At 59.5% G+C, this 13,975-nt stretch carries 13 protein-coding genes; 11 read left to right on the forward strand and 2 right to left on the reverse strand.

What is annotated here, in order from left to right:
- Positions 1 to 103 precede the first annotated feature (103 nt).
- The 7 genes from HUO12_RS01175 to HUO12_RS01205 all read left to right on the forward strand — a co-directional run bounded on the left by HUO12_RS01175 (position 104) and on the right by HUO12_RS01205 (position 8,415).
- Complete coding sequence (locus HUO12_RS01175; RefSeq protein WP_176271867.1) at positions 104 to 1,609, forward strand: aldehyde dehydrogenase family protein; 1,506 nt, start codon at positions 104 to 106, stop codon at positions 1,607 to 1,609.
- Between the two features lie 4 nt (positions 1,610 to 1,613).
- On the forward strand, positions 1,614 to 2,456 hold the full coding sequence (locus tag HUO12_RS01180) for an alpha/beta fold hydrolase (protein WP_176271868.1): 843 nt from the start codon (positions 1,614 to 1,616) through the stop codon (positions 2,454 to 2,456).
- Positions 2,453 to 3,202: an SDR family NAD(P)-dependent oxidoreductase gene (locus HUO12_RS01185; RefSeq protein WP_176271869.1), complete on the forward strand. Its 750-nt coding sequence runs from the start codon at positions 2,453 to 2,455 to the stop codon at positions 3,200 to 3,202. Before HUO12_RS01180 ends, HUO12_RS01185 begins: the two co-directional genes overlap by 4 nt.
- A complete protein-coding gene (locus HUO12_RS01190) occupies positions 3,199 to 4,317 on the forward strand; it encodes an FAD-dependent oxidoreductase (RefSeq protein WP_176271870.1) in 1,119 nt (372 codons plus the stop codon). The genes HUO12_RS01185 and HUO12_RS01190 overlap by 4 nt, the downstream gene beginning before the upstream one ends.
- A gap of 74 nt (positions 4,318 to 4,391) precedes the next feature.
- Positions 4,392 to 6,530, forward strand: coding sequence for an FAD-dependent oxidoreductase (locus HUO12_RS01195; protein WP_176271871.1), 2,139 nt, complete (start codon positions 4,392 to 4,394; stop codon positions 6,528 to 6,530).
- A 6-nt stretch (positions 6,531 to 6,536) separates the two neighbouring features.
- Entirely contained in the window at positions 6,537 to 7,802 is a 1,266-nt protein-coding gene (locus tag HUO12_RS01200; protein ID WP_176271872.1) for a NupC/NupG family nucleoside CNT transporter, read from the forward strand.
- 7 nt (positions 7,803 to 7,809) lie between these two features.
- Positions 7,810 to 8,415 carry a CDP-alcohol phosphatidyltransferase family protein gene (locus HUO12_RS01205; protein WP_176271873.1) on the forward strand — a complete coding sequence of 202 codons (606 nt, stop codon included), beginning with the start codon at positions 7,810 to 7,812 and terminating at the stop codon, positions 8,413 to 8,415.
- 2 nt (positions 8,416 to 8,417) lie between these two features.
- On the opposite strand, the gene HUO12_RS01210 is transcribed toward HUO12_RS01205, so the two are convergent.
- Complete coding sequence (locus HUO12_RS01210) at positions 8,418 to 9,218, reverse strand: DUF1499 domain-containing protein (RefSeq protein WP_176271874.1); 801 nt, start codon at positions 9,216 to 9,218, stop codon at positions 8,418 to 8,420.
- Positions 9,219 to 9,468: 250 nt separating this feature from the next.
- Here HUO12_RS01210 and HUO12_RS01215 point away from each other — a divergent pair, with 250 nt between their 5' ends.
- The 4 genes from HUO12_RS01215 to HUO12_RS01230 all read left to right on the forward strand — a co-directional run bounded on the left by HUO12_RS01215 (position 9,469) and on the right by HUO12_RS01230 (position 13,323).
- Positions 9,469 to 10,164: an alternative oxidase gene (locus HUO12_RS01215; protein WP_176271875.1), complete on the forward strand. Its 696-nt coding sequence runs from the start codon at positions 9,469 to 9,471 to the stop codon at positions 10,162 to 10,164.
- A 71-nt stretch (positions 10,165 to 10,235) separates the two neighbouring features.
- Entirely contained in the window at positions 10,236 to 11,342 is a 1,107-nt protein-coding gene (locus HUO12_RS01220) for an S-(hydroxymethyl)glutathione dehydrogenase/class III alcohol dehydrogenase (protein ID WP_176271876.1), read from the forward strand.
- Complete coding sequence (locus HUO12_RS01225) at positions 11,342 to 11,710, forward strand: cupin domain-containing protein (RefSeq protein WP_176271877.1); 369 nt, start codon at positions 11,342 to 11,344, stop codon at positions 11,708 to 11,710. The genes HUO12_RS01220 and HUO12_RS01225 overlap by 1 nt, the downstream gene beginning before the upstream one ends.
- Positions 11,711 to 11,889: 179 nt before the next feature.
- Positions 11,890 to 13,323: an NAD-dependent succinate-semialdehyde dehydrogenase gene (locus HUO12_RS01230; RefSeq protein ID WP_176271878.1), complete on the forward strand. Its 1,434-nt coding sequence runs from the start codon at positions 11,890 to 11,892 to the stop codon at positions 13,321 to 13,323.
- On the opposite strand, the gene maiA is transcribed toward HUO12_RS01230, so the two are convergent.
- A complete protein-coding gene (gene maiA / locus HUO12_RS01235) occupies positions 13,324 to 13,971 on the reverse strand; it encodes a maleylacetoacetate isomerase (protein WP_176271879.1) in 648 nt (215 codons plus the stop codon).
- Positions 13,972 to 13,975 lie beyond the last annotated feature (4 nt).

Here is a 13,975-nt window from a genome sequence, read left to right on the forward strand (position 1 = left end):
CTCCGACAGGCGAGCAGATTGCGCGCAGCACGGCACTCTGCGTTGAAGCGGGACCCGCTGCATGCTTAAGGCGTTTCATTCCCGTCTAAGGAGGATCAGCGCCATGAAAGTCGATGTCAGCCTGCCACATGGAACCCCGGCATTACCGGGCGGCCTCGATTGGGCTAGCGGCGAGCCGAAACCCGGCCATTCGCGGCTGATCTATGCTGCGACGGAAGAAGCGCTCGTCGATGTGCCTGATGCGAGCGAAGCGGAAGTCGAAGCGGTGGTCGCTAAAGCGCGCGATGCTTTTGCGAACGGCCCATGGCGCAAAATGCTGGCAGCAGACCGCGCGCGCATGCTCGCGAAGTTCGAAGAAGCGGTTCTCGCCCATGCCGACGAGCTGGCGACATTGCAGACGCTGGAAACCGGCATGCCATTTCCGCAGATCCGCGGCATGCATGTCGCGCGCACGGCAGAGAATTTCCGCTTTTTTGGTGAGCTTTCGACTTCGCTAGCGGGCGAAGCGTATGAGCAAACCGGGCGGTATCTGTCGATTGTGACGCGTGAGCCGGTGGGCGTCAGCCTGCTGATCGCGCCGTGGAACGCACCGCTAGTCCTCGGCTCCATGAAGATGGCTGCGGCAATAGCGCTCGGTAACTCCGTTATCGTCAAGCCGAGCGAATATGCGCCGCTGGCGATCATGCGCCTCGTGGAAATTCTGCACGAAGCGGGGCTGCCTGAAGGCGTCGTCCAAGTCGTCACGGGGCCGGGGACGGGCGCTGGCTCGCAATTGGTGAAGCATCCCGGCGTCAACGTCGTCGGCTTTATCGGCGGCACGGCTACGGGCAAACGCATCATGGCCGATGCTGCTGGCACCCTGAAGAAGGTCGGGCTGGAGCTGGGCGGAAAGTCGGCCAATATCATTCTTGACAGCGCAGACTTTGACCGCGCGCTTGACGGTACGCTGATGGGTTTCCTTGCAGGCAATGGCGAGCAGTGCCTTGCCGGAAGCCGTATCATGGTCGAGGATTCTATTGCTGATAGATTCATCGAAGCGCTGGTTGCGCGGGTCGAGAAAGTGAAAGTCGGCGATCCGTTCGCGGCAGGCACAGAGCTTGGGCCGCTTGCCTTCAAGGCGCATTACGATCGCGTCTTGAACTTTGCCGAGCGCGCGCAGTCCGGCGACGAATACAAAGTGCTCGCAGGCGCCAAGAAGGCCGAAGGGTTCGACCGCGGATACTACTTCGCGCCGACGGTCGTCGAAGCCAGCGACAACAGCACCAGCCTGTGTCAGGAAGAGATTTTCGGGCCGTTTGTGGCAGTCCAGCGTGTGCGTGATCTCGACGATGCGCTGGTGCGCGCCAATGATAGCGAGTTCGGGCTGGTGAGCTACATCTGGTCGGATGATTTGCCGAGTGTGATGCGCGCACGGCGAGAGCTGCAAGCAGGCACGGTTTGGGTCAACACGCCGATGGCGCGCGATCTTCGCGCGCCGTTCGGGGGCTACAAACAGTCAGGCATCGGGCGCGATGGCCTGCCGGGCTCTGTAGAGCTTTTCACGGAAGAGAAGACCACGATGATCCCGCAGGAGCCGTTGGAACTGCCCAAGCTCGGCATGGGCGACTAATTTGGTGGTCAGTATCGACAAAGCCCCAATCGCCAAGGCTTACGTTCGCATCGCCGAAGGGCAATTGCATTTGCGCCATTTGGAGGGCGCGCCGGAAGTAACCCCGCTAATCCTCTCGCATGCGTCGCCATCTTCGTCGCGCTCGCTCGAGCCTCTGCTGGAGGCATTAGGGCAAGGCCGTGCGCTCTACGCATTCGACAATCCGTGCAACGGGCAGTCCTGCGCGCCTGTTGCCGACGCACCTGCGATGGCGGATTTTGCGGATATGCTGGCGCGTGGCAGCGCTGCGCTCGGGCAAGAGAAAGTCGCTCTTTACGGGACGCATACCGGTTCTCACATTATGGTCGAATGGGCGCTGGCTGAGCCAGACAGAGTCGACGCGCTGATCCTTGATGGCGTCGCCTTGATGGACGAGGCAACCGCAGCCGAATTCCTTGAAAAATACGCCCCGCACAAAGTGCCGGACGAGACCGGAGGCCAGTTTCATTGGGCGTGGAATTTCATCCGCGACCAGATGTTCTTCTACCCGCACTACAAGAAGGACAACGCGCATCGGCGCCCGGAAGGCGTGTTCGATGCGTGCACGCTGCATGACCTGACGATGGACGTGCTCGGGAATCTCGAAACTTACCATCTGCCCTATGAAGCGGTGTTCCGGCACGATGTGCGCGCCCGTCTGAAGCTGCTCGATCTGCCTGTCCTGATCCTCAGCCATGATGATGGCGCGCTGGATGAAGCGAGCAAAGAGGTCGCCGCGCTTGTCGCTGGTTCGCAGATCGTGCGCACCGACGGATCACCGGAGGCTAAAGCCGCTGCGATCAATACCTTCCTGGAGACACACACATGACCGACACGCCTGTCTTTCTCGTTGCGGGTGCAAGCTCCGGCATGGGACGCAAGGCTGCATTGAAGCTTGGTGAAGGCGAAGGGCATGTCGTGCTGGCGGCACGCCGCGAAGAAGCTTGCGAAGAAGCAGCGGCACAAATCCGCGCGGGCGGAGGCTCGGCTGAAGCCCTGCAGTTCGACGGGACCGATGCGGAAAGCTGCCATGCGCTGATCGCAGCAATCGAAGACAAGCACGGGCGGCTCGATGGTGCGTTCAACAATCTTGGCGACACTCTGGGAGACTCTCCACTTCATGAAACGCCGCCGGAACGCTGGGATGCGACGATTGCAGTGAACCTTTCCTCGGTCTTTCATCTGATGCAGGCACAAGTGCCGCTGATGCTGAAGAATGGCGGCGGGCGGATCGTCAATAACAGCTCTACGGGCGGGCTGCGCGGGACCAAGGCAATGAGCGACTATTCCGCCGCCAAATGGGGCGTGATCGGCCTAACCAAGTCCGCTGCGCTCGACTATGCGAGCCAGGGGCTGGTGATCAACGCGATCGCGCCCGGCATCATCGCGACAGAGAAGTTCCGCGAATTTGAAAAGCGCGTGCCGGAAATCTTCGAGAAAATTCGGGTGGAGACGCCGATTGAACGTTTCGGCGATATGGGCGAGATCGCGGACGTGGTCGACTGGCTCTTGCGCAGCGCGCCGGGCTACCTCAATGGTGCGGTTCTGCCCATTGACGGAGCGCGCACTGCTTGAATGAAAAGCGAAGTCCTGACGGCTATGATCTGCTGCTGATCGGCGGCGGGCATGCGCAGCTTGCGGTCATCAAGGACTGGATCGACAATGGCGTGCCAGCGGAGCGCGTCGCGCTGACCGATCCGGCGAGCCACGCGCGATACTCCGGGACAGTACCGGGCATTATCAGCGGTCAGCATGATCTAGAACACGGCCAAGTCGATCTGGCGAAGCTTTGCGAGCTTGCTGGTATCGAGCGGATTGAGGATCGTGTGGTCGCGATTGATCCCGATGTGCGTCATGTGACGCTCGGTAGCGGCGAGCAGGTGCGTTTTGATATCGCATCGATTGATACAGGCGGGGTGGGGCAGGCAGAACGCATTCTCGGGCCAAGCGACAAGCTCATTGATGTGCGCCCGATCCATGACTTTATCGAGACCTCGCGCGATCTGGCGGAACGGCATCGCGGCAAGCAATTGCATGTGGCTGTTGTAGGGGGCGGTGCTGGCGGCGTTGAGCTGGCCCTTGCGATCCGCAATGCAAAAGGCATCGAGCCCGCACCGCAAGTCGTTCTGATTGCAGGCAAAGCAGGTCTTCTGCCAGAGCTGGGCAGCTGGGTGCGCGGTCTGGCCGAACGAGAGCTGGAACGGCAAGGTATTCCTCTCATCGAAGCAGACGCTCAGTTCCGAAACGGCGCGCTCACTGTGCAAGGACAGGCGCTTGAGCCGATAGATGCAGTGATCGCAGCGGTCGGCAGCGGCGCGCCGCAATGGCCGGGCGAAGGCGGGCTGGCGACGGACTCAAGCGGCTTTATCGCTGTCGATGCCTATCAGCGCTCGACCTCGCATCCGCATGTCTTCGCGAGCGGTGATGTCGCGCAGCGAATGGATCGCCGTGTCCCGCATGCAGGCGTCCATGCCGTGCATACAGGGCCAGCGCTTGCGGCAAACTTGCGCGCGCTGGCGGGCGGCGAAGGGCCAAGCGAAACCTACACTCCGCGCCCGGCGAGCCTTTATCTTCTCTCGACCGGCACAGGCGAAGCGATCATGAGCTATGGCTGGCTTGGCGGGCAGGGCGCTTGGGCGCAGCGCTGGAAAGAGGCAATCGACAAACGCTGGCTCGATCAATACGGGTAGCGAAGAGGGCAAAGCGTAACCAATCGCGGCATTGAGCCGAAACAAGGGATACGCTTGAGGTCGGGGACACGCATATGAAGAAAATCGTTATTATCCTTGCGCTAGTTGCGCTTATTGCCGCCTATTTCGTCTTCGATCTGGGCGATTATCTGACGATTGAAGGTATCAAGCAGATCGCAGCGGATTTCAGCGAGGAGTACGCTGAGAATCCCGTCCCGATCCTGGCGGCATTCTTCGCGATCTATGTCGCTGTGACCGCAGCGTCGCTACCAGGCGCGGCGATCATGACGCTTGCGGCAGGCGCGCTGTTCGGGCTGGTCGTGGGCACGATCCTTGTCTCCTTCGCTTCGACCTTGGGCGCGACACTCGCCTTCCTTGCCTCGCGCTATGTCCTGCGCGACAGCATTGAGAGCAAGTTTGGCGACCGGCTGAAGTCGATCAATGATGGCTTGGAGAAAGACGGCGCGTTTTACCTTTTCACGCTGCGCATGATCCCGATCTTCCCGTTCTTCGTCATCAACCTTGTGATGGGTCTCACCCGGATTAAGACCTGGACTTTCGCATGGGTCAGCCAGATCGGCATGCTGCTCGGCACGATTGTATATGTGAATGCCGGGACGCAGCTTGCACAGATCGAAAGCCTTTCCGGCATCGCTTCGCCGGCTGTTCTCGGCAGCTTCGCGTTACTTGGCATTGCACCGTGGATCGGCAAGGGCATTATCGGCATTATCAAGCGCCGCCGCGTCTATGAAGGCTTCACCAAGCCCAAGAGCTTTGATCAGAACCTGATTGTGATCGGCGCGGGCAGTGCTGGCCTCGTTTCCGCGTATATAGCAGCACAAGTCAAAGCAGGCGTCACTCTTGTCGAAGCCAAGGAAATGGGCGGCGACTGCCTCAACACCGGCTGCGTGCCATCCAAGGCTCTGATCAAAAGCGCAAAAGTCGCTTCAACCATGCGCAATGCGGACAAATACGGTCTGACCCCGGTTGAGCCGCAAGTGCCGTTCAAGGCTGTGATCGAGCGCGTGATGGACGCGATCCGCACGATTGAACCGCATGACAGCCCGGAACGCTATGAAGGCCTCGGCGTGAATGTCGTTCAAGGCTACGCTACGATCAAAGACCCGTGGACGGTCGAGATTGCGCGCCACAACGGGGAGACTCAGCGGTTGACGGCGAAGTCGATCATTATCGCGGCGGGCGCAGCGCCGTTCGTGCCGCCGATCCCCGGCCTCGATACATCCGGCTACCTCACCAGCGATACGATGTGGGATGCGTTTGCTGGGATGGAGCAAGCGCCGAAACGCGTAGCCGTCCTCGGCGGCGGGCCGATTGGATGCGAGATCAGTCAAGCACTCGCGCGGCTCGGTTCGAACGTGACACAGGTCGAGATGGCGCAGCGTGTGCTGGGCCGCGAGGACGATGACGTCTCCGCACTCGCCAAGTCTGTACTGGAAGAAAGCGGCGTCACAGTCCTGACTGACCACAAGGCGGTACGCGTAGAAGAGGGCGCGATCATCGCAGAGCATGGCGGTCTGGAGCGCGAGATCGGGTTTGATGTGCTGATCGTCGCAGTGGGCCGCGCTGCGCGTCTTAAAGGCTATGGCTTGGAGGAACTCGGCGTCGATACGGAGAAGACAGTTGTGACTGACGAATTCCTCGCGACCAGATTCCCGAACATCTTTGCAGCGGGCGATGTCGCAGGGCCGTATCAGTTCACCCACACAGCGAGCCACCAGGCATGGTTTGCCAGCGTCAATGCGCTGTTCGGTGCCTTCAAGAAATTCAAGGCCGACTACCGCGTTATCCCGGCGGTGACGTTCCTCGATCCGGAATTTGCTCGCGTCGGTCTCAATGAAACCGAAGCGAAAGAGCAAGGCGTCGAATATGACGTGACGACTTATCACTTGGATGATCTCGACCGCGCTATCACAGAGAGCGAGACCAAGGGCTTTGTCAAAGTGCTGACGCCGCCGGGCAAAGACACGATCCTTGGCGCGACGATTGTCGGCGCAAATGCGGGCGAGCTACTCGCCGAGTATGTGACAGCGATGAAGTACAAGCTGGGTCTCAACAAGATCCTCGGCACCATCCATTCCTATCCGACCATGGCGGAAGCGAACAAATTTGCCGCAGGTGAATGGAAAAAAGCCAACAAGCCGGAAACTGCGCTCAAATGGTTGGAGCGCTATTTCAAATGGGTGCGCGGCTAGATCCCGATGGCGGTGCTCGCGCAATTTCAGGGCTTGCTGGGCCTTGCGGTGATTACAGCGCTTGCCTGGGCCCTGTCAGAAAACCGCCAGGAGTTGCCAAGCTGGCGCTGGATTGCAGGAGCGCTCGCGCTGCAACTGGTATTGGCGCTGGCGATCGTGCGCTTGCCGTTCGTGTGGAACATCATCGGGCTTGCCAATGACGGTGTGACGGCGATCGAGCGCGCGACGCTTGATGGCTCCGCCTACATGTTCGGATATTTGGGCGGAGCGCCGCTTCCGTTTGAACTGAAAGAAGGCACGGCCGCGCCGGTCATCATCGCTTTCCAGATTCTGCCGCTTGTCATCGTGTTCAGCGCGCTCGCCGCCTTGCTGTGGCATTGGGGCGTGCTGCGCTGGCTGGTGAATGGCCTCTCTTTCCTGCTGCGTAAAAGCCTCAAAGTCAGCGGAGTTGTCGGCCTTGCAGGCGGCGCAAACATGTTCCTGGGCGTCGTTGAAAGCCCGCTTGCCGTGCGCGCTTACTTTGCGAAGATGAGCCGCGCAGAGCTGTTCCAGGTCATGGTCCTTGCGATGGCGACGATCAGTGGTGCGATCCTGATCCTTTATGCAACCACTCTCTCACAGACTGTGCCTGACGCGGTCGGTCACATGATTGCCGCGTCGCTCATATCGCTGCCTGCAGCGCTGCTGATGGCGAAGTTGATGGTGCCGGGTGAGGGCACAACGCAAACCGACGAGAGTGAACCCGGCCTCAAATATGAGAGCAGCATCGACGCAATCGTTAAAGGCACGATGGACGGGATGCAGCTGTTCCTGGCGGTGATCGCGATCATCATCGTTGTGTTTGCCTTCGTCTCGCTGGCGGATCAGATCCTCGCTGTGTTCGGACAAGTGGGCGGCGAGGCGCTCACGCTGAAGCGCATTCTCGGCTGGCTGTTCGCGCCGCTGATGTGGCTCATCGGTGTGCCGTGGGACCAGGCGCAGGCTGCAGGCGGGTTGATGGGGACCAAGTCTATCCTCAATGAATATGTGGCTTATCTGGAGCTGGCAGCGCTTCCTTCAGACACATTCGATGATCGCAGCCTGTTGATCGTGACCTATGCGCTGTGCGGGGTCGCCAATCTCGCGAGTGTCGGACTGCTGGTTTCCACCATCGGCACGCTATGTCCGGAGCGGCGAGCCGAAGCGGCTGCGCTCGGCATGAAGAGCTGGCTTGCAGGCAATTTCGCAACACTGATGACCGGCGCTTGGATAGGTATCGTAACGTGGGGCTGAAAATCTGATGCTCGACGCAAAGCTTCGTCCGCTGATTGATCCGCCGCTCAACAAAGCAGGCGCATGGCTTGCGCGCGAAGGGATCAGCGCGAACTTGCTCACGCTTTCCGGACTGGTGATCGGACTGCTCGGTGCGGTTGCAATCGCGATGGAGCATTACTGGCTGGGTCTCGCGCTCATCATCGCAAACCGACTGTTCGATGGGCTTGATGGAGCGGTAGCAAGAGCGAGCAAACCAACCGATCTCGGCGGGTATTTCGACATCGTCGCGGACTTCGCTTTCTACGTTTCGATCCCGCTTGCCTTCGGGATTGCCGATCCTGCCAACTTGCTGCCGGCGCTGGTGCTGGTCGCAAGTTTTGTTCTCACTGGCACAAGCTTTCTTGCCTTTGCCGTGATCGCGGCCAAGCGCGGCGAGGACACGGATGCGCATGGCAAGAAGAGCTTCTTCTATTCTACCGGGTTGGCGGAAGGGGCAGAGACCATCGCTGTGTTCATCGCGATGGCGCTATTCCCCGCATGGTTTGCGCCAATCGCATTCGTTTATGCAGGGCTTTGCGTGCTCACGGTCTTCCAACGCAGCGCGATGGCAGTCAGCCAGTTTCGCGACTGAGCTTAGCGCAAGCGCGCTTCTGTTGCAGCGCGCAGCTCGCGGATGCGTTCCGCATTCTTGCCGAGGTCTGAGATACCCACGCGTGAGACAGAGCGGAAGTCGATCTGCCCGTCTTCGATCCGCGCGACGACATCGTCTTCAAAGCCGTACCAGAAGGTCGTGAACGTGCCGAAGACCATACTGCCCACAGTATCGGTCTCTGTTGCGCCCATGGAGCGCATCGCCGCGAGCACCGCTTCCTGCGCCTGAGCCGGTGTGCTGTTACCGATCGGCAGCGGCGCCAAGTCGCCATAGCTTTCCGCATTGATCTCAGCGAGCGTCTTCGGACCTAGCTCGCCAAACCGCTCGCCTTGATACATTTCGCTCTGGCTCAAGGGTTCGGCATAATCGAGCAGAGGGTTGGTATCGCCAGCATTCGCTCGGCGCTGGATCCATCCGTCAGAGAATTGCGGCGGATTGTCAGGCGACGTCGTGACGTCATGGATCGCAGGAATGTCAGCCGCTTTGCTTTGGATGTTCATCACCGCGCCGACGATCACAGCTGGCACGACCAGCGCCAGCAGCGCTTTGCCCCAGCCATCGCGCGGCGGCTTTACCAGACACACAATCAGCGAAATGATCGCGACCAGAGCAACCGCTCCGATCACGAACGGAGCCCATTGGAAGAGCATCGTGCCAAGACCGAACTGCCAGCTCCAGATGCCGAACTTCGTCCCCAGCGCAGAGGCCGCGAAATAGAGCGGGAGCAGGAGAGCGAGGATCAGCGCGAGACGCGCATGCCATGGTGTTGCTGTCTTTGTCATGGCGCGCAGCTAAACCGAGCGCGCCCCCTGTGTCAAAGCCGCGATGGATAAGTATTCCACCGCTGCACTGATCTCGGTTTCAGCCGGCCCAGACGCCACCATCGTGAGCATTGCAAGAAAGCGAACAGATGCTGCCTGAAATCCACTGTTCTTGCGGATCAAACAGGCCGATTTTGCGTTGAATAAGTGAAACAAAAGCATCCCCCGCTGCGCGAGTGAGGCGCGCTGCCTACACACTGGAAGCAGTCCCATGAAACACCTCGATACCAAACCGCTGGTGCGGCAAGTTAACCCTGATATTGCGCTCACCACGCATGTTGCGCCAGTAACTCTGAGCGATAAGATCGCCTTCAGCTTTGTGAAGTTCCTGCGTTTTTTCGCGGATACCTTCTTTGCCAAGCGTTACGGTCACCGCGCGGTTGTGCTTGAAACCGTGGCGGGCGTACCCGGCATGGTCGGCGGTTTGTGGCAGCACCTGACGGCGCTGCGCAAGATGCGCGATGATGAGGGCTGGATCCGCACTCTGCTGGATGAAGCAGAGAACGAGCGGATGCACCTGATGACGTTCATCGAGATCGCACAGCCGAACCGGTTTGAGCGTTTCTTGATCATGGTGACGCAGCTGATCTTCTACAACTTCTACTTCTGGCTGTACCTGTTCGCGCCGCGCACAGCGCACCGCGTCGTCGGTTACTTTGAAGAAGAGGCAGTGATCAGCTACACGGCCTACCTTGCTGAAGTGGATGCCGGGCGGCACGAGAATGTGCCAGCGCCGCAGATTGCGATCGATTACTGGCAGCTATCCGCTGACGCCCGCCTACGCGATGTCATCATTGCTGTGCGCGCGGACGAAGCCGAGCATCGCGACGTCAACCATGCCTTCGTTGACGAACTCGACAGGAAGGACGCCCACCGTCCCGGCTCACCCATCCGCAAGGCGGATTGACTGAAAAGCGGTTGACGGAAAGCCGCTAAGGGTGTTGCCCTCTTTCCCAATTCCAATGGGGGAGAGGACCGATGAAGACCAGAGCTGCCGTAGCATTCGAAGCCAAACAGCCGCTTGAGATTGTCGAACTCGATCTGGAAGGCCCCAAGGCTGGCGAAGTTCTGGTCGAGATCATGGCGACCGGCATTTGCCACACCGATGCCTACACGCTCGACGGGCTTGATAGCGAAGGTATTTTTCCGAGCGTCTTGGGCCACGAAGGCTGCGGCGTCGTTCGCGAGGTTGGGGAAGGGGTCACTTCCGTCAAACCCGGCGATCACGTCATCCCGCTTTACACGCCTGAATGCCGCCAGTGCAAAATGTGCCTGTCTGGCAAGACCAATCTGTGCAGCGCGATCCGCGCGACGCAGGGGCAGGGTCTGATGCCTGATGGCACGTCGCGCTTCAGCTATAAAGGCGAGACGATCTACCACTATATGGGCTGCTCGACTTTTTCGAACTTCACGGTCCTGCCGGAAATTGCGGTCGCGAAAATCCGCGACGACGCGCCCTTCGATACGACCTGCTATGTCGGCTGCGGTGTCACGACAGGTGTGGGCGCAGTGACCAATACCGCCAAGGTCCAACCCGGCGATAATGTCGTCGTGTTCGGGCTGGGAGGGATTGGCCTCAACGTCATCCAGGGCGCGAAGATGGCGGGTGCGGACCGCATTGTCGGCGTCGATATCAACCCTGCCAAACGCGAATGGGGCGAGAAGTTCGGCATGACCGACTTCGTCAACCCACGCGAGACTGCGAATGTAGTCGACCATCTGATCGAACTGCTCGATGGCGGCGCGGACTACAGCTTTGACTGCACCGGCAATGTCGAAGTGATGCGCGATGCGCTGGAGTGCTGTCACAAGGGGTGGGGCACGTCGATCATCATTGGCGTTGCAGAGGCAGGCCGCGAGATTTCGACCCGGCCTTTTCAGCTTGTCACTGGGCGCAATTGGCGCGGCACGGCCTTTGGCGGCGCAAAAGGGCGGACGGATGTTCCCAAGATTGTCGACTGGTACATGAACGGCAAGATCAAGATCGATCCGATGATCACGCATCGCTTGTCGCTTGAGGAAATCAACAAGGGCTTTGACCTGATGCATGCAGGCGAAAGCATCCGCAGCGTGGTGGTCTATTGATGGCTGAGAGCGCACCCACCAAAGTCAATCTGTCAAACAAGCTCGCGCTGTTTTCCGATCATTGGGCGCCGCGCATCGTCGGCCGTTACAATGACAATGAGGTTCGGCTGGTCAAAGCTTCCGGTGATTTTCAGTGGCACAAGCATGACGATACGGACGAGCTGTTTCTCGTGCTTGAAGGCCAACTCGTGATGGAGTTTCGCGGCTCGACGCAAACACTTGGGGCTGGTGAGATGATCATCGTTCCTCGCGGTGTCGAGCACTTCCCGCGCGTACCGGAAGGCGAGGTCAAACTGTTGCTGATGGACCCGCGCGATACGCCCAACACCGGGGATCCCGAGACAGCCTACAGAGCCAATGAAATTTGAGTTGGCCGGTTTCCTACACAGGCGAGAGGTGCCTATTTGGGAAACATGCGCGCTCTCAGCCATTTGTATAGTGTAATCATAACTTTACGCGCAAATTCCGGTTCAGAACTTTTTCTCCCTGGACTGTGTAACATGCGTATCCAACACGCGGCCTTTGATAGCCCCGAAAGAGACGAATCATGAGCGAATATCCTGACCTTCACTTGCTGATCGGCGGCGAGAAACTGAGCGGCGATGGGCGCGAGAGCGAAGATGTGATCAGCCCGATGACGGGCGATGCCATGGCAGCGCTTCCGCATGCGACTGCGGATGATCTCGACGCTGCGCTTGAGAATGCTCAGAAAGGCTTTGCCGAATGGCGGCTGGCTCCAGCGGACAAGCGCGAAGGCGTGCTGCGTGAGGCAGCTAAGCTGCTGCGCGAACGGGCAGGCACAATTGCTGACATGCTGGCGCGCGAGCAAGGCAAGCCGATTGCTCAGGCCAAAGGCGAAGTGATCTACTCGGCCATGCTGTTCGAGTTCTATGCAGGCGAGTGCAAGCGAACCTACGGTCGGACGCTCGTGCGGCCTGAGGGGCAGCGCAGCGAAGTGCGCTATGATCCGGTCGGGCCTGTCGCGGCCTTCGCGCCGTGGAACTTCCCGGCATTGAACGTCGCACGCAAAGTGGGCGGGCCGATTGCGGCGGGCTGCTCGGTCATCGTCAAGCCGTCAGAGGAAACGCCAGCTGCTGGTCTCGCCGTGGCGCAGGCACTGCTTGATGCGGGCTGCCCGCCGGATGTATGCCAGGTTGTGTTCGGTGTACCTTCGGATGTCAGCGAGCACCTGCTGGTATCGCCGATCATCCGCAAGCTCTCATTCACCGGTTCAACCAAGGTCGGCAAGCATCTTGCGAAGCTGGCGGCAGAAGATCTGAAGCGCACGACCATGGAACTGGGCGGACATGCGCCAATCCTGGTCTTTGCGGACAGTGATATCGACCGCGCGCTCGATACCATGGTGCCGAACGCCTATCGCAATGGCGGGCAGGTGTGCGTGAGCCCAACGCGCTTCCTTGTCGAAGAGCCGGTTTACGAGCGCTTCCGAGATGGGTTCGTCGAACGTGTCGAGAAGATGGTTGTTGGCGATCCACTGGACAAGGCGAGCGATATGGGACCGATGGCCAATGCGCGCGGGCCGGACCAGATGGAGCGTATGATTGGTGATGCGAAGGACAAGGGCGCCGAGTGCCTGACGGGCGGCGAGCGGATCGGCAACCAAGGCTTCTTTTTCAAGCCGACAGTGCTTGCAGAAGTGCCGGAAGAGGCTGAAATCATGCAAGAAGAGCCGTTCGGGCCGGTCTCGATCATCAATCGCTATGCCGGTGAGGCCGAGATGATCGAAGAGGCCAATCGTCTGCCTTATGGGCTTGCGGCTTATGCGTGGACGAAGGATTCAGCGCGGCGTCAGCGGCTTGCGCGCGATGTCGAGGCTGGCATGCTCGGGATCAATCATGGTTCGATCAGCGCGGCCGATGCGCCGTTTGGCGGGGTCAAATGGTCCGGTTACGGCCACGAGGACGGCGCGGAAGGTGTCATGGCTTGCATGGTCACGAAGACCGTGCACGAGATACTTTGATCACGCGCTGTCGGGCTTGGGCGCGTCAACCTGATTGTCCGGATGGGCGCGCTGGAAAGCGGGCAGCGCAAGGCAAGCCTCTTCAATGCGTGTCATGTGCGGATAATTGCCCATATCCATGCTGAACCTTCGAGCATTATACATCTGTGGGAGAAGCAAAACCTCGAACAGACCGGGCGTTTCCAGCAGGAAGTCTTGCGACCCGTGCTGAGCAAGCCTTGCCTCTACCGGGTCAAAAGTCCGTGTAAGCCAATGCCGGTACCAGTCATCCAATTGTGGCTGTGAAGCATCGAAGTTCGTTTGGAGATACTTCAGGACCGGCAGATTGTTTGGAGCGTGCGTTTCGGTCGCAATGGCATAAGCGAGCTCGCGGACGCTGAAGCGGGTTTCGAGGTCAGCTGGAAGGAGCGGGTTCTCTGGATAGGCCTCGTCCAGCCATTCAAGCTGAGCCATAGATTGCGCGCGATCTCGTCCGTCAGCAACGAGCAAAGGCACGCTGCCGAAGGGATTGCGACTGGTGTAGATATCGCTCTTCTGTTCGCTCGCGAGGAGGTCTACCGGAAAGTATTCGTACTCAATTCCTTTGAGCTCCAGTGCAATGCGAAGCCGGTAGGTCGTCGAACTGCGAAAGTATCCATAGAGCTTCATCAAC

This window comes from Altererythrobacter lutimaris (assembly GCF_013371495.1).
Lineage (GTDB): Bacteria > Pseudomonadota > Alphaproteobacteria > Sphingomonadales > Sphingomonadaceae > Erythrobacter > Erythrobacter lutimaris_A.